The sequence below is a fragment of the Streptomyces pacificus genome (assembly GCF_011766325.1).
Taxonomy (GTDB): domain Bacteria; phylum Actinomycetota; class Actinomycetes; order Streptomycetales; family Streptomycetaceae; genus Streptomyces; species Streptomyces pacificus.
Genome location: NZ_BLLG01000014.1, coordinates 1 through 23791 on the forward strand (window position 1 = coordinate 1; position 23791 = coordinate 23791).

Sequence of the window (23791 nt, forward strand, 5' to 3'; positions counted from 1 at the left end):
TGGTGGTGGAGCCGTCGGGGTTGGTGATGGTTGCGCCGTGGGTGAGGTCGGTCGTGGTGGTGGTTCCGTCGGGTTGGGTGGTGGTGAGGAGGCCGGTGTCGGGGTCGAAGGCGGTGTGGCTGCCGTCCGGGAAGTCGACGGCGACCGTTCCGCCGTCCAGCCGGGTCGTACCCCCGGTCGGGTTTCGGACGGCCCCGCCCGTCCCGGTACTGAGCATGCCCAGGCCGCCGAGGGCCTGGGGGAGCGGGGACAGGATGTCCGCGGACAGTTGCTCACCGCCGCTGCCGGGAGATCCGCCGGGCAGATCGCCGAGGTCGCCGAGGTCGCCGAGCCCGCCGGTGGACTCGGTGACGACGTCGCCGGGGTTCGGTATCCCGTCGAGGCCGTCGAGAAGCTGCTCGCCGACCGCGTTCGGATCGCCGAGGCTGCCGAGGTTCTCCTCCACCGCCGCGCGGTCTTCCTCGAGTTGCTGCTCCTGCTGCTGGCGCAGCTCCTCCTGGTACGCCCGGTCTTCCTCACGTTGCTGCTCCTGTTCCTGGCGCAGCTCGTCCTGGTACCGGAGCTGTTCTTGGCGCTGCTGTTCCTGTTCCTGGCGGAGCTGATCCTGGTACTCAAGCTGCTCCTGCTGCTGGCGCTCGTACTCTGCCTGCTGCTCCTCGAGCTGCTTCGCCTGGTACTCCTCCCCGACCCCGGTGGTGGATTTCGGCTGGGGCAGGTTCCCGGTGAAGTCCTGGCCCAGGTCGATGAAGCGGTTGTTCAGCTGCGCCTGGATCCGGGCGGCGGGCTTGCCCAGCCACTCGTCGACTCCCTGGGTCCAGATGCTGACGGCCTTGTCGCCGACCTTCGCCCAGTTCGCCCAGTCGGCGAGATCGCCGTACTCGGGGTGCACCTGGGAGAAGCCGGGCTGCGGACTGAAGCGGATGCTGCTGAGGTAGGAAGCGCCGGGTACGCCGACTACGGGCGACTGCCGCCGGTAGACACTCGCCTTGGTGATGTTGTTGTCGTAGACCCACCGGCCGAGCTCGTCCAGCACATAGCGCAAGACCTGGTGCGGGTCGTAGAACGGGGATTGCGCCCATGCCAACCAGGCGTCCAGCAGATCGTCGGCCGTGCCCTCCAGATACCGTCGGGCCAGGGACAGGGCCCGCGAGTACACCGTGCGTCCGGTACCGGTGTCGTCGCCCGACCCGGGTGTGGAGTCGAAGGACTCGTTGTAGTTGTCGTAGTTCTCCCTGATCTTCCGCAGCAGGCTGCGGAAGATCTCCGCGGACTCGCCCTGCCAGCTTGCGTCGTCCCGTCCGAAGCGTTCCTCCCAGTCCGTGAGCACCTTCGCGGTGTCCCTGAAGAACTTGGCGGCGAAGTCGAAGGATTCCGCCGTGGTGTTGAAGGAGTCCAGGTTCACGGCGTCGGTGTCGGGCACGCCGAGGTTGCTGAAGCCGACTCCCTGGGTGCTGCCGTTGCGCAGGGCGATGAGCGCCGTACGCGGCCCGTTCATGTACCGGCTGAGGGGGATGGTGCTGAACTGGTCGCCGTGCCAGTCCTTGAACTCGTTGCCCTCGCGTACCTGCGCGCTCTCGACGTTGTCGGAGCCCGGGTCCGCGAAGAGGATGTCGCCGTTCTCCGTCTTGACACGGCCCTCGAAGACGATCCGCGCCTGCATGATCTTCTTCGGCTCGCCGCTGTCCAGGAACCAGATGTCGTAGTCCTGACCGGCGTCCCTCAGGAAGCCGGAGGGGTCCTCGACCATCTCCCTGAGCCTGCGCTCTTTGATGTCGCCCCGGAACAGCCTGCCGCCGTTGTCCGAGCGGAGCGTGTCGAAGACGGTGCCGCGGTCAGGGACCGGATACCCGGTGAGGTGGGTGACCAGACCGCCCCAGACGTCGGTCGTCGTGCCGTCTGCGCCGTCGTATCTGCCGACGTGGTCGGCGGAGTTGGGATCGTACCGATCGACCACCGGGGCGCCCTTTCTGGTCGTTTGTCTGCGGTGCCGGTGACCGTCTTGCGATGCGGTGTCCGGCGGGTGCGTCCATGCTTGTCCGGGTCCGGGTCCGGGTCCGGGTCCGGAGACCGGCCCGCGCCCTGCGGATCGCGCGGCTCAGGTTCGGGGCGCGTCGTCCGGTGCGCCGGTGAGGAGTGCGTCGACGTCCTCCAGGGTTTGGAGCAGTGTCTGCGCGTCGATCGCGTCCAGGTTGTTCTCCTTGGTCTCGGCGGCCTTCTCGATGGTTTCGGTGAGCGCCGCCATCAGCTCCTTGAAGAGGTCGACCTGGTCGCCGAGCAGCGTGTCGACGGCTTCGGCCGCGGTGCGGACGTCCTCGATCAGCTGGGGGCCCGAGACGAGGTTCTCGGTGACCATCCGGCCGATGTGCAGGATCTGCTGGTTCTGGTCCAGGTTCTCCGCGGTGATGTGGCCGTCCAGCAGATGGCCGAGCGGACGGATGCCCTCGCCGCCCTCCGTGTGGTGCTTCTTCGCGGTGGTGTGCACCGGTTGCACCTCGTCGTCCCGGAAGCGCTCCATCTGCTTGAGGTCGAAATGCCTGACGTCGGCCTCTCCCTGGGCCATGGGACGTCCTCCTGCGGTCTGCTGCTCGGACAGGGTTCTTCGGGGCGGGCCCGGCACGGACCCCGAGGCCGTACGCGGCAGCCACGGTGAGCCGGTGTGCACCGGGTGGTGCTGCGGTCAGGAGCGGTGCCGTGGCAGCCGGGCCGCTCTGCGGCAGGGCGGACGCCACCCGCCCGCCACACGCTAACGGGGCCGCACACTGCCCCAGCTGTCGGCGCTCCTCTGCTCGTCCCGGGCGTGGCTGTCGTGGATGCCCTGGATCAGCAGGCTGTTGTCACCGAGGAGCGCGGCCATGTTTCTGGTGGCCTGGTTCCACTCTGCCTGGACCTGGCGGTACATCTCCTGGTCCGCACCCTCCCAGGAGGCGATGAGCGGCCTCAGCTCGTCCTCCAGGTTGTTGAGCGTGACGGTGATCGCCTGGGTCTGGTCCTGCAACTCCTCAATGGCATAGCGAACCTTGGAGTACTGCACATCGATAATGCCGTCGGCCATGACATCTCCTCTCGGGAAGCCGGGCGTCCTGCCCGGCGGTCTGACACGGTCGCGGCCTCGCGGGGGAGACCGGAGCCGTGGTGGTCAGCGCAGTGCTTCGAAGACGCCCTGGCTGGTCTTGCCGGTAAGGGCCTCGGTGAGGTCCTGGTTCTCCTTGGCCTGGCGGTTGGCGGAGGCCACGTTGTCCTGGAGGGCGTCGACCATCTTGGAGATCTGGACGACGACCCGCTGCGCCTCGTTGTCCCAGCTGCGGAAGAGCCTCAGCAGAGCCTGGCCCTCGTCGCCGCCGACGCCCGAGCGAGCGGCGGTCTCGGCGACGTTGTTCCGGGTCCTCTCGACCTGGCTCCGGGCCGTCTCCAGGGAGGAGACGCCCCCCAGGCCCTTGGCGTAGTCCACTTTTCTCGAGCCAGTGTCCGCCATGTCGCATTCCCTTCGTTGCGGCGAGTCTTCTCGCGCGGCTGAGGTTAATGAGCCTTCCTCGTCTCGTGCAACGCCGACAGGAGTATTCGTGGGGAAAATGCTATTCCGTCAACTCGCCGTGGTCGCAGTGGGGTTGCGGTGACATCCCGGCGGTGCGTCAGCGGCCTGCCACGGGTTGCGAGGCTGGTGGCGGGTGTGTGCCAGGTCGCGGAGGCCGGGAACGGGTGCCGCTCCATTCCGGCAATGCGGGCGAACCGGCTGGTTCTCCCGTGGCTCCCGGCGTGCCCATTTGAGCTTTCCCTGAGCTTTCCCGGGACTTCTCCCGTCGCCGAACCGGGAAGGTGCGGCGGTCACTTCGGGGAACGGCGGGGAATTCGGCGTGAAGTTTCCCGAACGGGATCCCCGGTGCAGGCGGCGGCCGGTACCGTACCCGACTGCGGGCGGTGTCAGCCCCGCGGGGCGTTGCCCGCGGCGTCCGCAGCCCCCGCCCCGGTCCGGGCGCCGGCCGCCCCGCCTTCCTCGGTCCGCCCGGCGGCACCGCAGTCCGGAGCCGTGACCACGGGCTTCGCCGCGCCGGTCGCGGCGCTTCGGTCCAGGTCCGCGCCGGTCGGGAGGGCGGCGAGCAGCGGGGCCGGGACCGAGCCGACGTCCCCCGCCCCGTAACCGAGAGCCTCCAGTGACTCCTTGGCGGGGACCCGGTACTTCACACCGTTCTCCGCCACCAGATAGGTGGTCGAGGCGTGCGCGGAGCCGCTCGCGTGCAGCGCGCGGACCAGGGCTCCGCGGCCGGGCCGCACCACCGTCGCGTCCACGGGCACACAGGCCGGCTCGAGCGGTCCCGCGGTGCCCTCCGGTGCTGCCGGCGGGGCGAGTCCGGCCAGCGGGGCCAGGACCGTCCCGATTCTCGCGCCGCCGTCGGCGCCGTCCACCCGCGCGCAGAGCGCGGTGCCCGGCGGTACGGACTGCGGTACCGGGGGCTCGTCGGGCAGCTCGGGAGCCGGGTCGGCGCCCGCGTCCGCCGCCCCGTGCTCGCGCAGCGCGTCCGCGCCGACCGCCCGCGCCTCGGGCGACCGGCCCCCGTAGGCGTCCTTCTGGGTGGCGGGGTCGCCCAGTACCAGGGCTGCGCCGAGCCGGGTCAGCGGAACCAGGCCGTCCTTGCGCAGCAGGTGGTAGGTGCTGTCACCGCCGGGTACCCGCACTTCGAACAGTTGGCCGATCCGGCTGGTTTCGCCGCCGAGCACGGGGCCCTTCCCGCCCCGCTCCGGCACCGGGGGCGGCTCCAGGGCGGGGCCTGGTGCCAGTGCGTCGAGGAAGGCCGCCGAGACCGGCACGGGCCGCTGGGAGCCGTAGCCCAGGGCGTTGCGGGCGTCGGAGTCCTCGTCCAGCGGCAGCCTGCTGCCACGCCACACCAGGTACTCGGCACCATCCGGGCCGCGCACCAGCACGGCACGGTCGCCGCCGACGCCCCGGGACTCCAGTGGCGCCCCGGCCACCAGAGTGGTGGTTCCCGGCTGTTCCACACCACTGCCGGCGACCGGGCCCGAGGTGTCGGGCAGTGCGCCCCCGGGACCCGTGACGCACATGTGCCACGCCCCGCCGTCGAGTCCGCCGGGTTCGGGCAGGGCGTCCGGGGCGCCGGGTACGCCGACCGCGGAGCCCACCGGGACATCCCGCAGCGAGGCGGTGCGGACGTCCTCGGTGGCCAGGTCGGAGCCGCCGATCAGCCGCGCCGAGACGTAGTTGCGCACCGGGTGGAGGACGCCGTCGGTGCCGGTCCACAGGTACCGGGCGCCGGTGTCGCGGTTGACCACCAGATGCTCGCCGTCCCGCCAGCCGTCGTTCCCGCCGGGGTTGAGCAGGCCGTAGACGGTGGCGCCCGCGCCGATCAGCAGGGTGGCCAGCACACCGAACACCGTGCCGCGGGTGGTGCGCCCGAGAGGGCTCTCCGGGGCGTCGGGGTCGGCGGTCAGCAGGCCCGAACTGAGCCTGCCCATCATGAAACCGTGGGCGTGCACCTGGTCGCGTTTGGACTGCACGGCCTCTCCTCAGGTGGTACTCGATTCCGGTGCGTACGGGCGTACGGGCGTACGGGCGTGTGTCCACGGGCGTGCCCCTCCACGCGGCGTACGGGGCGTACGGGGCGCACGCGGGCGCTCAGCCGAACAGTCCGCGCAGCCAGCCGAAGAGACCCGCCGTCCACAGGGCGAGCGGCAGCAGGGCCACGGCCAGGCCGGTGTGCGCCAGCTCCGCCGCACGCCCCCAGTAGGGCAGCAGCCGCCGACCGGGTACCGTCCAGGCGGCGATCACCAGGGCGGCCGCGGCGGCGAGCAGTACCGCGAACGCCGCCATCCGCCCCTCGCCGTCGCCGTGCGCTGCCCAGGCGCGGGCGAGTAGCAGCAGTCCCCAGACGCCGGGCACGGCCAGCGACAGCCGCTGCCCGATGTGCACCAGGCCGCGGCTGTGCAGGAGCAGCAGCAGACTCAGCGTGACAGCGGTCAGCACCTCGGGCAGCTCCGGGTCCGCGGTGACGACGACCAGGGCCGCCGCACCGACGGCGCCGGTGGCGGAGAAGAGCGCGGTCACCCAGCGCCCCGCCAGCTCGGTGCGCTCGGCGACCTCCTCGCCCGCGTAGGGTTCGATGCCCTCCTGGAGCTGGCTCGCGGAGGACGGCAGCGGGGGCATCCGCATCCCGGCCAGTGTGAACGCGAGCGGTGCGACCATGCCGGCGGCGAGCACGATCACCGTCGACACCAGAGCGGCCGCCTCCGGTGCGGCCAGGCCGCCGTAGCCGATCAGGGCCCCGGTGACCGCTACCGCCACCGAGACGACCGCGGTGGCCAGCAGGGCGGGGCCGCCGACCGCCGTGGCGGCCAGGGCGAGGACCGCGCCGCCCGCTCCGGCCGCCCCTGCGGCGACCAGCCGCGCGCCCACCACCGGCGCCGCGTCGGGGCCGGTGGGATCGCCGCCCGGCAGCAGCCAGCCGGCCAGTGCCAGGCAGGGCGCCACCAGCAGGCCGAGCGCCGTCGCGGAGAGGCGCTCGCCGACCGCCCTGCTGGCCGAACCCGCGCCCGCCAGCAGCAGCAGCCCGGCCAGCGCCGCGCAGCCGGCCCGGAAGGCCCCGGAACCGGCCGCCCAGGGCCCGGACGCCAGCGCGACGGCGGTCACCGCGGCCGCGGCCGCGATGCCCACCAGCAGGGCGCGGGACGCCCCGGGGTGCCAGGTGCGCAGCCGGCTGCCCGCGGTCTCGGCGATCCCGTCCACCAGGTCGTCGAGCCGTGCCTCGGGCAGCGCCTCGGTGTGCGGCCGCAGATGGAGCACGGCGCCGTCGAAGAGCCCGGCACCGGTGAGGGTGGCCTCCTCGTCGAGCGGCGGATCGCCCAGCCGCTGGAGCACCCAGCCGGCGTGGTCGAGTCCGGCCTCCTCGGCCTCCTCGCCGACGTAGCGCAGCAGCGTGGGCAGGAGATCGGCGACCGGCACGTCCGCGGGGACGGCCAGGTCGACCGATACGCTCGGCGCACGTACGGTCAGGCGGCACAGATCGGCCACTGCGCTGTCGGTCATCGGCTGAACTCTCGTTTTCCGTATCGGCTTTGGCGGGGATCCGGGGCTCTGGCGGAGGAGCGTCCGGGACCCGGCGGCATGGAGACCGGGAGGGGACGGTGCGAAGACTACGGAAGGCGGTGACGCCGCGGACCGGAAGGGGCCGCCCGCAGCCCCTGCGGCCGTCAACCAGGTGGCCCGCGTGGACAGTTCGCGTTCCGTGAATGCAGACTACTGCCTGCCCCGACCGGTTCGCGCCGCGGACCGGGCTTCCCCCTCCCCGACCGGTTACCGGTCGACGTCGGGCAGTTCACCGCGCCCGCGATCCGTCCGGGTGGACCCACCGGGTCTCCCACGGCGGCGCGCGGCAGCCGCGGAGCGGAGCGGTGGTCCTGTCCCGTCACCCTGCGCGCGGGATCCGGGCGGGAGCCGGTGAGAACGCGGGGAGACCAGTGATGTCCGGAGGTTCTGTTCCTTGAGCGTGGTGCTGTTTCGCCGGCCGGCCCGCAGACGCGGACCGGAGATGCCCGAGGGGCAGTTGACCCTCCAGGAACCACCCGTCCTGGCCGAGACGGTGCCCGACACCTCGGCGATCTGGACCTATCTGCCGATGGCGCTGATGTCGGTGTCGATGATGCTGATGTTCCTGCGTCCCGGCGGTGGGAACGGCGTGTTCATGTACCTGGCGATGGGCGTGATGGCGCTCTCCGCCGGCGCCATGCTGTTCGGGCAGCTGATGCGCCGCGCCAGTGAGCGCAAGCAGCGGCTGAAGGGCGAACGCCGCGACTATCTGCGCTATCTGGCGCAGACGCGCAGGCGGGTGCGGTCCACCATCGCCGAGCAGCAGCGGGCGCTCGCCTGGCGCCACCCCGAGCCCGCCTCGCTGCGGGCACTCGCCCGCACTTCGCGGTTGTGGGAACGCCGCCCGGACGACGAGGACTTCGGCGAGACCCGCATCGCCGTCGGCGAGCAGCAGCTCGCACTCGCCCTGAATCCGGTCTCCACCCGCCCGGTGGAGGACCTCGAACCGCTCTGCGCACACGCCCTGCGCCGCTTCGTCCGCGCCTACTCCACCATTCCCGGCCAGCCGCTCGGTCTCTATCTGCGCTCGTCGGCCCGGATCCTGCTGCGCCCCGAGGAGGCATCCGGCGAGCAGGCCACAGGGGTCCCCGGACCCGGGGACCCCGGGCCCGCCCGGCACCCAGGCTCCCCAGCGCCCCCCGGGCCCGGTACCCCGCCACCCGCACGGGACGGCCGCGAAGGCGGCGCCGATCCGGCCGGTGAAGGCGGCGCCGACCCGGTCCGCGCTCTGGTGCGGGCGGTCCTCGGCCAGCTCGCGGTGTTCCACGCGCCCGAGGAGCTGTGGCTCGCGCTCTGTGTGAGCGACGAGCGGCGGCCTGACTGGGAGTGGGCCAAGTGGCTGCCGCACACGCTGCATCCGTACGAGGAGGACGGCGCCGGCCGGGCCCGCCGGATCACCGCCGACCTGACGGAGCTGGACGACCTGCTCGGTGCGGAGTTCGCCGAGCGTCCCGGCTTCGACCCCGACGCGCGGCCGGGGCGCGACGAGCCGTACACCGTCGTGGTCCTGGACGGTGTCACCGTTGCCGAAGGCCACCGCTGGGAGGGGCACGGCTACCGCAACGCCCTGGTCCTCGACGTCTCCGGCGCGCTGCGCTGGCGACCCGGCCGCAACACGCTGCGGCTGTCGGTGGGGCCGGACCGGGTGAGCCTGGTGCGTACCGACCGCAGCCGCAAGGAGCGCTCGGTGCCGCTCGGCCGGCCGGACCGGCTCGGCCGGATCGGTGCCGAGTCACTCGCCCGGCTGCTCACGCCGCGCCGGATGAGTCTGGGTACCGACATGGCCCAGCCGCTCGATTCCGACGTCGAACTGACCGCCCTGCTCGGCATCCCCGACCTGCACCGCCACGAACCGGCCGCCCTGTTCGCCCGGCACAGCGGGGCCGCCCGGCTGCGGGTCCCGATCGCGGTCGGCGCCGACGGCCGCCCGGTGGAGCTCGACATCAAGGAGTCCGCGCAGGGAGGCATGGGCCCGCACGGCATGCTCATCGGCGCCACCGGCTCCGGCAAGAGCGAACTCCTGCGCACCCTCGTCCTCGGCCTCGCCCTCACCAACTCCTCCGAGACCCTCAACTTCGTCCTGGTCGACTTCAAGGGCGGCGCGACCTTCCTCGGCCTGGAGGAGCTGCCGCACACCTCGGCCGTCATCACCAACCTCGCCGACGAGGCCGCCCTGGTGGAACGCATGCAGGACGCCCTGCACGGCGAACTGATACGCCGCCAGGAACTGCTGCGGGCCCGCGGGAACCACACCTCGGCCCAGGAGTACGAGCGGGCCCGTGCCGCCGGTGCGGAACTCGACGCACTGCCGAGCCTGTTCGTGGTGGTCGACGAGTTCAGTGAACTCCTCTCCACACACCGGGAGTTCATGGAGCTTTTCGTGATGATCGGACGTCTGGGGCGCTCCCTCGGAGTCCATCTGCTGCTCGCCTCCCAGCGCCTCGACGAGGGGCGTATGCACCAGCTGGAGAGCCATCTGTCGTACCGCATCGGCCTGCGCACCTTCTCCGCCATGGAGAGCCGGGGGGTGCTCGGCGTCCCGGACGCCTACGAGCTGCCCGCCCAGCCCGGCAACGGCTATCTGAAGTCCGGTGTGGAGGCCCTGACCCGGTTCCGCGCCGCCTACTCCTCGGGCACCTACCTGCGCCGCACCGGCGCGGTGGTCCAGGCCAGGGTGGCCAGCCAGGTGGTGCCGTTCACCAGCGGCTGGGTGGTGCCGCGCGCGCCCGACTCCTCGCCGGAGCCGGAGCCGGAGCCGGAGCCGGAAGGCGAGGTCGGCGGCGACGAGGAGACCCTGCTCGAGGTGGCCCTGGAACGGCTGCGTGACTCCGGCCCCGCCGCCCACCAGGTGTGGTTGCCCCCGCTGGGCGCACCGGCCCCGCTGGACGCCCTGCTGCCCGGAATCGCCCCGGACCCCGGGCGCGGCCTCACCGCCGCCGGCTGGCCCGGGAACGGGGCACTGCGGGTCCCCGTCGGCCTGGTGGACAAGCCCTTCGAACAGCGCCGCGACCCGCTCGTCGTGGACCTCGCAGGGGCGGGCGGCCATATCGCGGTCGCCGGCGGATCGCAGAGCGGCAAGTCCACGCTGACCCGGACACTGATCGCCGCCCTCGCCCTCACCCACACCCCCGAGGAGGTCCAGTTCTACTGCCTGGACTTCGGCGGGGGCGGCCTCTCCCAGCTCGCCGGGCTGCCCCATGTCGGCGGGGTCGCCGCGCGCCTCAACCCGGAGCGGGTGCACCGGGCCGTCGCCGAGGTGATGGGACTCCTCGCCCGCCGCGAGCAGTTCTTCGTGGACCACACCCTCGACTCCATGCAGTCCTACCGGCGGCGCCGGGCGGCCGGGGAGTTCCCCGGCGAGCCCTACGGCGACGTGTTCATGGTGGTCGACGGCTGGTCCACGGTCCGCCAGGACTACGACGAGCTGGTACCGAAGTTCAATGAACTCGCCGCCCGCGGACTCAACTACGGGATCCATCTGCTCGTCACCACCACCCGCTGGGTGGAGCTGTCCGCCCAGGTCCGCGACCAGTCCGCCACCCGCCTCGAGCTGCGGATGGGCGACCCGATGGACTCCGAGATCGACACCCGCAAGGCCCGCTCGGTGCCGCGCAGCGGCGGCCGGGGCATCACCGCCGACAGCAGGATGCACTTCCTCGCCGGTCTGCCCCGCCTGGACGGCAGCGGCTCCCTCGACGACCTCGGCGCCGGAGTCGCCCATCTGGTCGCCGAGGTCGCCCGGCACTGGTCCGGCCCGGCCGCCCCGCAGGTCCGGATGCTGCCGCACCGGCTCCCGCTCGCCGAACTCCCCGCACCCGAGCCCACCGAGGGCGGGGGTATGCGCTTCCCGCTCGGTATCGACCAGGAGGCCCTGGAACCGGTCTGGCACGACTTCAGCCGCACCCCGCACCTGATCGTGGTCGGCGACGCGGAGAGCGGAAAGACCAATCTGCTGCGCCGCGTCACCCGGGCCGTCACCGACCGCTACGCCCCGAACGAGGCCAAGATCATCGCGGTGGACTACCGCCGCACCCTGGTGGACGCGATTCCGGAGGAGTACCGGATCGGGCACGTCATCTCCCTGGACAAGCTCGGGGAGACCGTCGACGGAGCGGCGCGGGCGATGAAGGGCCGTGTCCCCGGCGCCGACATCGCCCCCGCCCGAATGCGCCGGTGCGACTGGTGGACGGGCCCCCGTCTGTTCGTCCTGGTCGACGACTACGACATGGTCTCGAGCGGCTCCTTCCAGAATCCGTTCGAACCGCTCTTCGAGCATCTGACCCTCGGCTTCGAGGTGGGCCTGCACCTGGTCGTCGCACGCACCGCACTGGGCGCGGGCCGCGCCCTCGGCGACGCGCTGATCCGCCGGCTCGACGAGGCCAACAACCCCGCCGTACTCCTCTCCTGCCCGCCCACCGAGGGCCGCCTCTTCGGAGACACCAAGCCCCTCAGCCTTCCTCCGGGGCGGGCACTGCATATCGCCCGCCGACGGGCGCGGCTGTTCCAGACGGCGCTGGTGGAGGAGCACCGGCAGCAGGGAGGCTGAGCGGGCCCCGTGCGGAGGACCGCGGCGGCCGCACGGGGCGGCGGCCGCGGTCCTCCGGTGTCGTGAGGGCAGGCGCAGGCGCCCGGTGACCTTGTGGCGGTCGCCCGGAGGGGGGAAGCGGGGGAAGGGCGGTGGGGCGGGCCGGGCGGGCGGGCGCAGCGCGGACGGCGCATCCCGCGCCACCGCTGCGGACCCGGGCGGTCGGAAGCGAGGCGGCCGGAAGCGAGGCGACGGACCGGGGACGTGCGTGCGGCGAGCGATCCGGGACGTGCGGCGAGGGACGTGAGGCGGCGGGCGGGCGCCGGGGGACGTGAGGGGCGTGCGGCAGGGTACGTGAGGCGGCGGGCGGGCGCCGGGGGACGTGAGGCCCCTGGGCTGCCGAAGCCGGCCGCTGACCGGTACGGGACCGGGCCCCGCACTCATCCCGCAGTGCGGCCGGCTGGTGGCTTCACTCCTGCTCGGGGGCCGAAGGCCCGGAGTGCCGCGTCGACGAGCGAGTCGGCGTATGCGGCGCTCAGCGGCCCGCTGCGGTGGAGCCAGCGCTGGAAGAGGGGGGCGTAGAGCACTTCGAGGACCAGGCCGAGGTCGGCGTCGGCATCGAGCTGGCCCGCCTCCTGGGCGCTGCGCAGGCGCGCCTCCTTCGCCTCGGCCAGTGGCCGGGCCAGCTTCTCGCGGTATTCGGCAGCAAGCGCGGCGTCGTTGGCGATCTCGGTGGTGAGGGCCCGGATCAGCCGGTCGAAGGACGGGTCGGCGAACTCCTCCACCGTGGCTCGCATGACGAGGCTGAGGTCCGCCCGGAGGTCGCCCGTGTCCGGCAGCGCGGGGGGCTGCCCGTCCGCCTCCTCGCTCAGGGCCAGCAGGGCGGCGAAGACGACCGAGCTCTTCGACGGCCACCGCCGGTAGATCGTCTGCTTGCCCACTCCGGCGCGGGCGGCGATGGCCTCGACGGTGACCTTCTCGTAGGGCCCCTCCGCTACCAGGTCGCGGGTGGCGGCGAAGATCGCCTGGCGCGACCGCTCCCTGCGCCGGGAGTGGCCCGGCCCCTTCTCATCGGCCATGATCCCAGCCTACCCGCAAACGAAACGAGACGGGCCGTATATCGAGCGGGGCCGTATCGAGCGGGGCCGCCCCTTGTCCCCGGTGGATCGGCGCGGGGTGTCGGATGCGCCGCACCGCAGGACGGACGGTCCTCCTGGTACCGGGTGTGTTCGGGTGGGGCGACAAGGCGGCGAGGTGCCGCAGCCGGCGTCGTGTGCCCGGCGGGGACCGCCGGAGCGGCCTTGGCCGTCCCCCCGGCCGCATCCGTTCCCCGTCCCGTTCCCCGCCCTGGTCCCGGCCGGACATCGTGGTCCGCGACGACGGGGCGGGACGTCCTGCAGTGGTGTGCGGCGGCGCCTGCGCGTGTGGTGCCGTCCCGGCGTATCGCCGTGGCCCGCTCACCTGCCGTCCGCGGCCGCCGGACGCCAACGACGCGCACGGGCCCGGGGGATGGCGAAGGCGGCCCAGAGGACGACGAGGACGGCGGCGGAGCCCAGGAGGACCAGGCGGGCTGCCCGGTCGGCGGTCCGGTCGGCGGCGGAGGTGTCGCGGACGGTCACCGGATCCGCGGCCTGTCGGGTCCCGGTGGGCGTGCCGGAGCCGCCGAGGACCGCGGTGACGGCGGCGTACGCGTCGAGCTGGGGGATGTCGGCGGGGTAGGCGGTGGTGGTCAGCCGGCGGGCGACGGCGTCGGCGGGGTCGTCGGGACGGGCGGCGCGCACCACCGCTGCGGTGCCCGCCGCGAACGCGGTCGCCACCGCCGCCCCGCCGCCCAGGTAGTGTCCCTCGCCGCGCGCGCCGCCGGAGACGACGCCTGCGCCGGGGGCGGCCAGGTCGACGCCCTCCGTGGGCAGGGAGCCCTCCGGGCGGGCGCCACTCGGCACCATGCCGGCGACCGAGAGGACGCCTGGTTCGCCGGCCGGCCAGTAGACGCGGGAGGGGGTCTTCGCGGTGTCACCCGCGGACGGCTCGGGGGCGGCCGCGGCGAGCACCACGGCGCCCGCGCGGCGGGCGTCGGCGACCGCTCGCGTCAGCGCCGGGTCGCGGCGCGGCAGGGCCACCGCGACGGCGATCACCCCGGCCCGGGCCGAAGCGGCCTCGCGCAGCGCCTCCACGACCAGTTCGGCGCTGGCCCGTCCGCGCGAGTCGGTGCCGCGAAGGCCCAGGATCCGCGCGTCCGGCGCGACACCGACCAGGCGCCGGCGGTCCCCGCCGTCCCCGGCGATCAGCCCGGCCAGGAAGGTGCCGTATCCGACGCAGTCGTCTCCGGCCGGGCCCGCGGCGGTGACGCGGCCGCCGAGCCCTGCGGCGCCGGGGGAGACCCCGGTGCCGATCAGGGCGACGGTGACGCCCGCGCCCGTGCCGTGCCGGTGCACCTGGTCCAGATCGAGGCGCTGGCGCGACCAGTCCCGCTTCTCCGCCTTCTCCTCCGATGCGGGGGTGCAGGCCGTTTGTCCGGCCTCCGCGCCGAAAGCGGCGGGCATGCCGGGAAGGTGCTGCTCGGTACTCCCTTCGGTGGCGGCGGGCAGGTAGGAGGGGGACGCCGCCAGGGCGGGACCGCCGGCGGACAGCAGCAGCGCGGTCGCGAGGAGACCGGCGCCGAGACGGCCGGCGCCGAGACGGCCGGCGCCGAGACGGCCGGCGCCGAGACGGCCGGCGCCGAGGAGACCGGCGCCGGCCGGCGGGCGGCGCGCCCCGGGGTTGCCGGGCCTCACCGGGGAACCCCGGTGGACACCGCGGCCGTCACGTCCTCGGGGCGCAGGACGCGCAGGTCGTCCAGGGTGGGCGCGTTCAGTGAACTGATGCGCCCCGCCTGCCGGGTGATCATCGCCTCGACTACCTGGCGGGCCAGGCGCGCATTGCCAAAGGAGCGGTCGCGGGGCAGTGTGTCGAAGTGCTCCCTGAGCAACGGGCCGGTACCGGTCCCGCACTCGTAGCCCATGCCCGCCGCCTGCGCCCGCACGATGGTGACCAGTTCCTCGGAGGTGTAGTCGGCGAAGGCGATCCGGCGGGGGAAGCGGGAGGCGAGGCCCGGGTTGGAGGCGAGGAACCGCTCCATCTCGGCGGTGTAGCCGGCGGCGATGACGACCACCTCGTCGCGGTGGTCCTCCATCAGCTTGAGCAGGGTGTCCACCGCCTCCTGGCCGAAGTCGCCTGCGCCGCCCTGCGGCGTGAGGGTGTAGGCCTCGTCGATGAACAGCACACCGCCGCGCGCCCGTTCGAAGACCTCGCGGGTGAGCTGGGCGGTGTGGCCGATGTAGCGGCCGACCAGGTCGGCGCGGGCCGCCTCGACCAGCTGGCCCCGTCCCAGGATGCCCAGCTGGGCCAGGATCTGACCGTAGAGGCGGGCCACGGTGGTCTTTCCCGTGCCCGGCGGTCCGGTGAAGACCAGGTGGTGGCTGAGCGAGGGAACCGGCAGCCCGGCCGCGGCCCGGTGGCGGGCGGTGGTGATGAGGTTGACCAGATCCGCCACGTCGTGCTTCACCTCTGCCAGGCCGATCATGTCGCCGAGGCGGGTGAGCGGGTCGTCCTCCTTGCCCTCCTTGCCCTCCTCGCCTCTCTTGTCTGCCTTGCCCGCCTTGTCGGCCCCGGCAGCCCTGGCCGCGGTCGCGGAGACGTCCTCCGGGAGCAGCAGCCGCAGATCGCTCTCGCCGACCTGCGGCTGGGCCGCGAGCCGGACCGCCTGCCGGTCGACCATCTCCTCGAACACCCCGCGCGCGGCCCGCCCGTTGCCGAATCCGCCGTCCCGCGGCATGGCCTCGAAGTGCGCCGCCAGCGCCGCCGCGGTGCCCTCGCCCAGTTCGTACTGGTGCCGGGCGCACATGCTCTCCATGATCGAGACGAGTTCCGGCACCGTGTAGTTCTCGAACTCCACGGTCCGCGAGAAGCGGGACGCCAGACCCGGGTTGGAGCTGAGGAAGGACTCCATCTCCCGGGAGTAGCCCGCCGCGACCACCACCACGTCGTCGCGGTGGTCCTCCATCAGCTTCAGCAGCGTGTCCACCGCCTCGCGACCGAAGTCGGCGCCCCCGCTGCCGCTGTCCGCGGTGAGGGTGTAGGCCTCATCGACGAACAGCACACCGCCGAGGGCCCGCTGGAAGGTCTCGGTCGTCTTGATCGCCGTGCCGCCGACGACCTGTGCGACCAGGTCGGCGCGTGAGACCTCCACCAGGTGCCCGCTGCGCAGCGAGCCCAGTTCCGCCAGGATCGCCCCGTAGAGGCGGGCGACCGTGGTCTTTCCGGTGCCGGGCGGACCCGCGAACACCAGGTGCCGGCTCATCGGCGGAGCGGGCATGCCGAGCTGTTCGCGGCGCTGGGCGAGCTGGGTCAGGTTGACCAGGGTGCCCACCTGCTGCTTGACGTTGTCCAGTCCGATCAACGCGTTCAGGGCGCCGAGCGGACCGTCCTCGCGATCGGGCCCCGCTGCGTCGGAGGAACCCGATCCGGCCGGATCGGTGTTCTCCGCACTGCCGTTGCCCCAGGCGTCCCGCCTGCCGTTGCCGACGCTGTGCAGGCCCTCCACGGCGAGCCGTTCACCGGGCGCGGTCTGCACCAGGCCGCTGCCCTCGTTGTCCCGTGCAAGGCAGTTCACCAGCGAGACCGGCGCGGTGGACTCCACCCGGAAGCCGTCCTGGGCGCCCCCGGCGGCCTCGCAGCCGCTGAGCGAGGCGAGTGCGCCTTCGCGGAGCAGGAAGCCGTGGCCCTGCGGCGCGTGCACCGCGGTCCGGTTCGCGGTCAGCTCCCCGCCGGCGGCGACCGCCACGCCCTCCTCGCCGCAGGTCTCGACGCGGAAGTCGCGGACGGTCACGTTCCCGCCTTCCTCCACGACCAGGCCGCAGGCGGCGGTGTCGGACACGCCACCGCCGGCCAGGTACAGCGTGCTGCCGGAGGCCGCACGGACGCCCGCGCCCTTCGGCCGGAGGATCTCGCAGTCCTCGGCCCTGCCCCGGGCGCCCATGGCGGCGAGGACGCCGTCACCGGAGGGCTCCACCAGGCGGGCACGGCGCAGCAGCGGGTTGGCGCCCCCGCGCACCGCGACCGCGGGCGAACCGCCGATCACCTCCAGACGGTCCAGTTCCGCCGCCGAGTCCTCCTCCAGGAGCACTCCGGTCCCGTCGCAGCCGCGGACCGTCAGACCGGTGAGCGCCGGCGAGGCGGCTCCGGCGACCCGGAGCCCCGCGCCCTGGGAGCCGTCGACCCAGCAGTCCTCGAAGGTGCCGCGGGCCCGGTCCGTCACCAGCACGCCGTGCCCGCGGGTACGGGAGACCCGGCAGCGCCGCAGCACCGGGTCGGTTCCCCCGGCCAGCGCGATTCCGTTCCCTGCGGCTCCGGTGACCCGGACGTCCTCCAGCGTGGTGCGGCCCGCGGTGCTCAGGTGCACTCCCGTGCCGGTGTCGTGCACCACCGTGCGCACCACCGAGACGGTGCTGCTGCCTTCCAGGGCGATCGACGGCTTGTCGGTGGAGGAGATGTCGCAGTCCTCGACGGTGCCGCGGGCCTCCTCGTTGGCGAGCAGGCCGTTGCCCCGGGCGTGGCGCACCGTGCAGTCGCGTATGCGGGCCTCGCCGTGCTCGGCGAGGACGAGGCCGCTCGTGCCCAGGTGTTCGAGGGTGCAGGACTCCACCGTGGTGGGCGTGGCGGAGGTGACCACGATGCCCGCGCCCTGCGGATTGCTCACCCGGCAGTCCCGCAGCGCGAGGGAACCGGTGCCCTGGGCCAGCAGTGCGGTCCACGCGGCGCCGGTGATCTCGCAGCCGTCGAAGGCGGCCTGCCCGCGCCGCACGTCGACGGCCGGCAGCTCGGGGTCGCCGCCCCGCAGGGTCAGTTCGGAGAGCATGACGGCGTCGGCGCGCAGGGCGAGCACGCTGCCGGCGCGCGGCCGGATCTCCACGGTGCCCCGTCCTTCTGCGGCGGTGAGGGTGACCCGGGTGTGGATCACCAGGTTCTCCTCGTATGTCCCGGGCCGGACGCTGACCAGCGCGCCGGTACGGGCGGCCGAGAGGGCCTCACCGATCGTCCGGTGGCTGTCCCGGGGCTCGGTACCGACCGTCAGTACCTGGCGAGACACGTACCAACCTCCCTGCTGATGCGACGTGTTGAACGGACACCCGGCTCGCCGGGGCGTACCTGCGGGCCCGCGGACCCGCGGTCCCATGATGCCCCGCCCCCGAGCGTGGGCGGACGCCAGGGCGCGGTGCTCCCGGTAGGGGCCGGGGGGTCAGGCGCTCCACTTCTGGTTGGCACTTCCGGCACAGCTCCACAGCTGCAGCCAGGCGCCGTTGCCAGGATTGTTGTTCCTGATGTCGACGCACTTGCCGACGACGGTGTTGACCAGGTCGTGGCTGGGGTTCAGGGTGAACTGCTGGGCGGCGTTGCCGTTGCAGCGGGCGATCTGGATGGGTGTGCCGTCGCCGAAGTTCGCGCCCGCCACGTCCAGGCAGAGGCCCGCGATGCGAACGGTGCCGTCGGAGGCGAACTGCCACCTCTGCGCGGTGCTGTTGTTGCAGTCCCACACATACAGCTTCTTGCCGTCGCCGAAGTCGGCGCCCGGCACATCGATGCAGCGGCCCGAGAGATGACTGCGCAGGGAGACCGGGGCGCTGAGCGTCAGTGCCGGTCGGGACGCCGGGGGCTTGTCCGCCGTCGCATCGGAGGACTTCCCGGCGCTCTGCCGCGCCGGCTGCGCCTTGGTCCCCGCCGAGCCGTCCTGCTCCGCCGCGCCCGGGGGTGTGGACGTGCTCTCGCCCTTGCCCGGTTCCGACCCCGTGTCCGCCTTGCCGGACCCGTTCCCCGCGGACGCGGGCGCCGAGTCCTCCCGCACCGGTTCCTCGGGTTCGGCGGAGCCGCTCGGGCCGTCGCCCGGCGGGCTCAGCGCGAAGTCTCCCGGCGCCTCCTGCCCACTCCCGCCCAGCACGGTTCCGGCGGTCTCCGGCCCCTTGCCGTCCTTGTGGTCGCGGTCGCCGAGCACCAGGAACGGCACCGACACCAGCAGGGCCCCGGCGACCGCGGCCCCGGCCAGTGCCGCCCGGCCCGGGCGCCCCACCGGACCGGTCCGCTGCGTCGGCCGGCCGATGGCGGTGGAGGTCGCGGCCCGCACGAGGGCGGGGAGCCGGCTCTTGACCACGCCGGCGGCACCGGGGTCCGGTTCGGTTTCGGTTTCGGCTCCGGACGGGGCACCGGCAGCCGCGCTGCTCGCGGCTTCGGACCGGGGACCGCGCCCGGTTCCCCTCCCGGCCCCGGTGTCGGCCCGGGGTTCGGCCCCGGTCTCGGTTTCCGTTGCGGCTTCGGTCGCAGGTTCGTCGGTCCCGCTCCGTGCCGCTGCGTTCTGTCCCGTTCCGGTCTGCGCGGTCCCGCTGACCGCCGCGGCGGCTTGCCGTACGGTCCGGGTGCCCGTATCGGCCTCGGGCTCGCTCGGCGCGGGCGGGCGCTCCGCGGCGGTCGGGGGCGCCGTGCCGGTCACTGCGGTCGCCGGTGCCCCGCCGCCGGGACCGGTATCCGCCGCCGGGGGGGCCGGCGGCTCGGGAGGCTGTGGACTCGAAGGCGTCATGGGGTCCTCCCCGTGGTGTGGGACCGGGCTTCACCGAAGCTGTTTCGCCGGCCGGAGGAGGTCACGACCGCGGTGCCGCCGGCACGGCCTCCCGAGTCGGAAGGGGCACCCGAGCCGGAAGGGGCACCCGAGCCGGAAGGGGCACCCGGGCTCGTTTCTCCCGCACCGCCCGCGGGAGCCGCAGGGGGAGCGCCGTCGACCCGGTGCCCGGGGGCGGTAAGGCCGTCCGCCGGAACCAGCAGGGGGGCGGCGGCTCCGGGGTTGACCATCAGCAGGGTGCCGGAACCGCCCAGTGAACGGGCCAACTCCGCTGCTGCGACCGGTTCATGGAGAAGTCCCCCGGTCATCGTCCAGTGCATCGGAGAGGTGAACAGCGGGACCACGGGAGCCCCGTCCCGCCCTGCGGCCGTGAGCGGTCCGCCGTCCGGCGCTCGCAGTACGGTGACGTTCGCGTCCGCGAGCACCGCGAGTGCCTCCCGCACCGAGCCGTAGCCGGTGGCCGCCCGCTGCGCCGCCGCGTCCACGGGGTCGGTGGGCTCGGGCCAGCCGAGCACCCGGGGCGACGGCCGGTACCCCGGGTTGGGCCGGAAGTCCTCGAGGTCACCGTGCTCGTCCGACCGCCATTCCCCCAGCACGGCCCACTCGGGCGGCTGCCCGGTCCCGGTCCACTCGGGGTCCACCACTCCGATCCAGTGCCCCGGAGCCGTTCGGGCCGCAGCCCGCACGGACTCGGGTATCACGGGTATCACGGGTGTCCCGGTCGTCCCGGGCGCCTCGGCGGAGTCCGCCGACTCGGCTGCCGAGGCGTCGGGGTGGGCGGTACCGGACGCCGACTGCGGTGCGGCGCTCGGCTGTTGCCGTTCTCCGGGCGACATCTCCACCTGACATCTGGTGTTCTGACGAATGCTCCGAACACTGATCGGGGTGAGCGAATGTGGCATCGACCAGTTCGGTGAGGCAACAGAATGCCACATGGACCGTGTCGATGGGTGTCCAACGGAGATCGAACCGGTTCGTACCCGATCGCTGAGGGTCGAGCCGTCGCCGGGGTGCACGTCCGGTTCGGCGAACCCGGCCGGCACATGTGCCGGCCGGGTTCGCCAGGCGGCGGTTCGCCAGGCGGCGGTTCGCCAGGCGGCGGTTCGCCAGGCGGTGATCGGCGCTCAGCGATCGGCGCCCGGCTGCCGCCGATGCCGGCAGCAGGCGAGGGGCGTCGCGGGTAGGGGCAGGTCGGGCTGGTCACTCCTCCCAGGCGCGGTGGGCGAACATCTTGTCCAGGGGCGTGTGGAAGAGGTGGTTGGTGTAGTTGCTGATCGCCTTGGCGGAGACGGCGAGCAGGATGTGCAGGATGTGCGTCTCCGTGTACCCGGCCGCGAGGAAGGCGTCCATCTGGGCGGCGGTGGGCAGGCCGCGGGTCTCGACGAAGGCGGCCGTGAACGCCGACAGCGCCTCCAGGCGGGCGTCGGGCAGCGGCTTGCCGTCGCGTATGGCGTCGGTGATCTCGGTGGGGACCTTGTTCATGTCGGCGACGGTGCTGTGTGCGGCGACGCAGTAGGTGCAGCCGTTGACGCGGCTGATGGTGAGCAGCACCGTCTCCTGCTCGGCCGCGGTGAAGCCGGAGTCTTTGCGGAAGGCGCTGTAGCCGCTCAGGTACGTCTCCAGCAGGCCGGGGGCGTTGGCCATCCGGGCGAGCATGTTGGGGATCGTCCCGTTCTGCGCCTTGGCCGAGGCCAGCGCAGCGGCGACGGCGGGGTCCGGGTCGGCCTCGGTGCGGGCGGGCAGGGACAGCGGGCGCTCGGTGTGAGCCATGGATGGGTCTCCTCGTTTTATGGAGTGGATGCTCCCGAATGATTATTAGAGTATATGCTTCAGAAATGCAAGATGATCGGAAGCCGGGCCCGACCCCGCGCCGCGGACGGCCGCGTTCGTTCGACCTGGACGCCGCCACCGCCTCGGCGCTGAGCGCGTTCTGGACCCGGGGATACGAGGCGACGACGGTCGAGGACCTGGTGCGGGCCACGGGGCTCGCGCCATCGAGCCTGTATGCCGCGTTCGGCAGCAAGCACGGGGTGCTGGAGGCGGCACTCGCACGCTACGACCGTGACCGGGAGGACCTGCTCGCTCCGCTGGAGCGCGGCGAGGCAGGCCTGGAGGACCTGAGGCTGTTCTTCGCGTCCGTGCGCGCCGACCTGACCGAGGCCGGTGCTCCGGGCTGCTTCATGGTGAACACCGCCACCGAGGTGGCACCCCGTGACAAGCGCATCGCCGCGCATGCGAACCGCCACCGCGAGCGCGTCCGCGACGGCATCGCGGCGGCCCTCACGCGGGCCGCCGCCCTGGGAGAGCTCGCGCCCGCCGGGGCAGAGGAGACCCTGGGGCGGGCGAGGGTCGTGCAGGCCGCTCTCTTCGGTGTGCAGGTGGCCGCGCGCGCCGGCGCGACCGGGGAGGCCCTTGCCACGCTCGGCGCGCTCGAGAGCCAAGTGGGCCTGTGGGCGCAGCCGGCCGAGGCCCCCGAGGGTGAGGGGAGACGCGGAACCGCCCGGCGCAAGGCGGCGGCGAAGGGAGGCGCTGAAGCGCCAGGGGCCTGACGCGGTCGGTGCCCCTGTGGAGCCGGGTCCGGCCGAACCCGCCGTCTGGCCGCGCCGCTTGCTCCGCCCCCGCCGCTGCCGCCCCACGTGGCTCTCACCGCGCGCACCGCTACCCGGCCGCACGCCGTCCGGTGCCGCTTCGGCGGCCTGCCCCGGGGAGTCCGGGGAGTCCGGGCACGGGAACTTCGTGCGCCCCCGGTCGGCGGCCGCGTGCCGGAGGAGACCCTGGAGCGGGCGCCCCGCCAGGCGCAGGTCTCAGCGAGGGCCGCCCGGACGTACCACCAGTCCGGGGTTGTAGGCGGCGAGGATTTTGTTCGCCCGGGACAGCAGGGCCAGGGCGTGCTCGCGGTCCGCGTGGTCCTCGGAGCAGAACGGTGCCCGGAAGCGCATGGCCTCGCGTGCCGCGCACTCGGCTTCGATCTCCGCCTGGAGCACGCCCCGCGGCATGCAGGACCCGATCAGGGCGGCCACACCGTCGGGGATCGGGACGGGGACGAGGTCGGGCGCGGTCACCATAGTGTCCTTTGCTGACGCCGCTCGGGGCCACCGAGCAGGAGTGGTGTTCTCCTCATATACGTACCGGATGTGCTTCACGGTTCGTCGGCACGACGGTCTCTGTGCCACATCCCTTCGGCCGCGACCGATCATTTCCCTCTACGCGGGGGTAGGTTGACCGTGCCCCCGACCCGGTGCTCTCGGCCCAAGGGCGGCCGGCGGCCGGTTGGCGGAGAGGCGAGGCGGCCCAGGCGGCCCCGCCGGCGGCTCGCCGCACTCCGGGTGCACCCCGGTGCACTGCCCGGTGGGGTCTGCCCCGCCGGATCCCCCCGTGGACATCCGCTGTCCCGCGGGTGACGCCGCGCGGAGCCGTGGCCGGGAAGCCCGCCGCGCCATCGGGTCACCCGGAGGGCGGGCCCGCCAGCACCTCCGACAGGTCGTAGCGCACCGGTTCCTCCAGCTGGCTGTAGGTGCAGCTTTCCGGGGTGCGGTCGGGCCGCCAGCGCCGGAACTGCGCCGTGTGCCGGAACCGGTCGCCTTCCATGTGGTCGTATGCGACTTCCAGTACCCGGTCGGGCCGCAGCGCCACCCACGACAGGTCCTTCCTGCCCGACCACCGGCTCGGCGCGCCGGGCAGCCGGGCCGACGCGTGCGCCCCCTCGTCGTCCCCGCGTGCCCAGGGGTGCCCGGAGGCGTCCGCCAGGCGCAGCGGCTCCAGCTCCGCCACCAGTTCCTCGCGGCGTTTCATGGGGAACGCGGCGCAGACGCCGACATGCTGCAGGGCGCCCTCGCCGTCGTACAGTCCGAGCAGCAGCGAACCGACGACCGCTCCGCTCTTGTGGAAGCGGTAGCCGGCGACGACCACGTCTGCCGTCCGCTCGTGCTTGACCTTGTACATCGCCCGGGCGCCGGGCCGGTAGGGAAGGTCCAGCGGCTTGGCGACCACCCCGTCCAGGCCTGCACCCTCGTACTGTTCGAACCACTGCCGGGCCACGGCGGCGTCCGTCGTGGCCGGGGCGATGTGCACCGGCTCGCGGGCGGTGGCGAGCGCCTCGACGAGCAGGGCGCGCCGCCGCACCAGCGGGGTGTCCAGGAGTGCCGCATCGCCGAGGGCGAGGAGGTCGAACGCCACGAAGTCGGCCGGTGTCCGTGCGGCGAGCGTCCGCACCCGGGAGTCCGCCGGATGGATGCGCTCGGTGAGCCGCTCGAAGTCCAGGCGCCCCCGGTGGGCGATCACGATCTCGCCGTCCACGACGCAGCGGTCCGGCAGACTGTCCCGCAGGGCCGTCACCAGCTCCGGGAAGTAGCGGGTCAGCGGTTTCCCGGTACGGCTGCCGATCACCACCTCGTCGCCGTCCCGGTGCACGATCGCGCGGAAGCCGTCCCACTTGGCCTCGTACTGCATCCCGGGCGGGATGGCCGCCACGGACGTGGCGAGCATCGGTTTCACCGGAGGCATCACCGGCAGATCCATGGGTCGATTG

Annotated in this window: 16 protein-coding genes; 2 read left to right on the top strand and 14 right to left on the bottom strand. The window is 73.5% G+C overall.

The window, feature by feature from the left end; translation table 11 throughout:
- From SCWH03_RS29665 to eccD, 6 genes are all read right to left on the bottom strand, one after another.
- The coding region (locus SCWH03_RS29665) for an AAWKG family protein (RefSeq protein ID WP_173265762.1) at window positions 1-1954 on the bottom strand (1954 nt) is incomplete at its 3' end.
- A 141-nt stretch (window positions 1955-2095) separates the two neighbouring features.
- Window positions 2096-2560, bottom strand: coding sequence for a type VII secretion system-associated protein (locus SCWH03_RS20555; protein WP_173265763.1), 465 nt, complete (start codon window positions 2558-2560; stop codon window positions 2096-2098).
- A gap of 183 nt (window positions 2561-2743) precedes the next feature.
- Entirely contained in the window at window positions 2744-3052 is a 309-nt protein-coding gene (locus SCWH03_RS20560; protein ID WP_173265764.1) for a WXG100 family type VII secretion target, read from the bottom strand.
- A gap of 84 nt (window positions 3053-3136) precedes the next feature.
- Window positions 3137-3472, bottom strand: coding sequence for a hypothetical protein (locus SCWH03_RS20565; protein ID WP_173265765.1), 336 nt, complete (start codon window positions 3470-3472; stop codon window positions 3137-3139).
- A 446-nt stretch (window positions 3473-3918) separates the two neighbouring features.
- Window positions 3919-5508 carry a type VII secretion protein EccB gene (gene eccB / locus SCWH03_RS20570; protein ID WP_173265766.1) on the bottom strand — a complete coding sequence of 530 codons (1590 nt, stop codon included), beginning with the start codon at window positions 5506-5508 and terminating at the stop codon, window positions 3919-3921.
- 118 nt (window positions 5509-5626) lie between these two features.
- The gene (gene eccD / locus SCWH03_RS20575) at window positions 5627-7033 is read right to left on the bottom strand and encodes a type VII secretion integral membrane protein EccD (protein WP_173265767.1); all 1407 of its coding nucleotides are present in this window, start codon (window positions 7031-7033) and stop codon (window positions 5627-5629) included.
- Between the two features lie 454 nt (window positions 7034-7487).
- Between eccD and eccCa the strand changes: the two genes are divergently transcribed.
- The gene (gene eccCa, locus SCWH03_RS20580) at window positions 7488-11639 is read left to right on the top strand and encodes a type VII secretion protein EccCa (protein WP_254076904.1); all 4152 of its coding nucleotides are present in this window, start codon (window positions 7488-7490) and stop codon (window positions 11637-11639) included.
- A gap of 419 nt (window positions 11640-12058) precedes the next feature.
- Here eccCa and SCWH03_RS20585 read toward each other — a convergent pair whose 3' ends face one another.
- From SCWH03_RS20585 to SCWH03_RS20610, 6 genes are all read right to left on the bottom strand, one after another.
- On the bottom strand, window positions 12059-12697 hold the full coding sequence (locus SCWH03_RS20585) for a TetR/AcrR family transcriptional regulator (protein ID WP_173265768.1): 639 nt from the start codon (window positions 12695-12697) through the stop codon (window positions 12059-12061).
- A gap of 378 nt (window positions 12698-13075) precedes the next feature.
- Window positions 13076-14254: a S8 family serine peptidase gene (locus SCWH03_RS20590; RefSeq protein ID WP_254076916.1), complete on the bottom strand. Its 1179-nt coding sequence runs from the start codon at window positions 14252-14254 to the stop codon at window positions 13076-13078.
- Between the two features lie 134 nt (window positions 14255-14388).
- Window positions 14389-17745: a right-handed parallel beta-helix repeat-containing protein gene (locus SCWH03_RS20595; protein WP_173265770.1), complete on the bottom strand. Its 3357-nt coding sequence runs from the start codon at window positions 17743-17745 to the stop codon at window positions 14389-14391.
- Window positions 17746-17895: 150 nt separating this feature from the next.
- A complete protein-coding gene (locus SCWH03_RS20600) occupies window positions 17896-18801 on the bottom strand; it encodes a ricin-type beta-trefoil lectin domain protein (protein ID WP_254076905.1) in 906 nt (301 codons plus the stop codon).
- Between the two features lie 419 nt (window positions 18802-19220).
- Entirely contained in the window at window positions 19221-20099 is an 879-nt protein-coding gene (locus SCWH03_RS20605) for a type VII secretion system-associated protein (protein ID WP_173265772.1), read from the bottom strand.
- A gap of 364 nt (window positions 20100-20463) precedes the next feature.
- Window positions 20464-21033 carry a carboxymuconolactone decarboxylase family protein gene (locus SCWH03_RS20610; protein WP_173265773.1) on the bottom strand — a complete coding sequence of 190 codons (570 nt, stop codon included), beginning with the start codon at window positions 21031-21033 and terminating at the stop codon, window positions 20464-20466.
- A gap of 65 nt (window positions 21034-21098) precedes the next feature.
- On the opposite strand from SCWH03_RS20610, the gene SCWH03_RS20615 reads away from it, so the two are divergent.
- Window positions 21099-21812, top strand: coding sequence for a TetR/AcrR family transcriptional regulator (locus SCWH03_RS20615; protein ID WP_173265774.1), 714 nt, complete (start codon window positions 21099-21101; stop codon window positions 21810-21812).
- A 255-nt stretch (window positions 21813-22067) separates the two neighbouring features.
- Here SCWH03_RS20615 and SCWH03_RS20620 read toward each other — a convergent pair whose 3' ends face one another.
- Window positions 22068-22328, bottom strand: a complete 261-nt coding sequence (locus tag SCWH03_RS20620; protein ID WP_173265775.1) for a hypothetical protein — start codon at window positions 22326-22328, stop codon at window positions 22068-22070.
- 379 nt (window positions 22329-22707) lie between these two features.
- Complete coding sequence (locus SCWH03_RS20625; RefSeq protein WP_173265776.1) at window positions 22708-23781, bottom strand: ATP-dependent DNA ligase; 1074 nt, start codon at window positions 23779-23781, stop codon at window positions 22708-22710.
- Between the last annotated feature and the right edge of the window lie 10 nt (window positions 23782-23791).

What these genes read in the sequence shown, in the direction of transcription:
- SCWH03_RS20555 (WP_173265763.1), bottom strand. Translation starts at nt 2,560, where the DNA reads ATGGCCCAGGGAGAGGCCGACGTCAGGCATTTCGACCTCAAGCAGATG.
- SCWH03_RS20560 (WP_173265764.1), bottom strand. Translation starts at nt 3,052, where the DNA reads ATGGCCGACGGCATTATCGATGTGCAGTACTCCAAGGTTCGCTATGCC.
- SCWH03_RS20565 (WP_173265765.1), bottom strand. Translation starts at nt 3,472, where the DNA reads ATGGCGGACACTGGCTCGAGAAAAGTGGACTACGCCAAGGGCCTGGGG.
- eccD (WP_173265767.1), bottom strand. Translation starts at nt 7,033, where the DNA reads ATGACCGACAGCGCAGTGGCCGATCTGTGCCGCCTGACCGTACGTGCG.
- SCWH03_RS20585 (WP_173265768.1), bottom strand. Translation starts at nt 12,697, where the DNA reads ATGGCCGATGAGAAGGGGCCGGGCCACTCCCGGCGCAGGGAGCGGTCG.
- SCWH03_RS20605 (WP_173265772.1), bottom strand. Translation starts at nt 20,099, where the DNA reads ATGTCGCCCGGAGAACGGCAACAGCCGAGCGCCGCACCGCAGTCGGCG.
- SCWH03_RS20610 (WP_173265773.1), bottom strand. Translation starts at nt 21,033, where the DNA reads ATGGCTCACACCGAGCGCCCGCTGTCCCTGCCCGCCCGCACCGAGGCC.
- SCWH03_RS20615 (WP_173265774.1), top strand. Translation starts at nt 21,099, where the DNA reads ATGCAAGATGATCGGAAGCCGGGCCCGACCCCGCGCCGCGGACGGCCG.
- SCWH03_RS20620 (WP_173265775.1), bottom strand. Translation starts at nt 22,328, where the DNA reads ATGGTGACCGCGCCCGACCTCGTCCCCGTCCCGATCCCCGACGGTGTG.
- SCWH03_RS20625 (WP_173265776.1), bottom strand. Translation starts at nt 23,781, where the DNA reads ATGGATCTGCCGGTGATGCCTCCGGTGAAACCGATGCTCGCCACGTCC.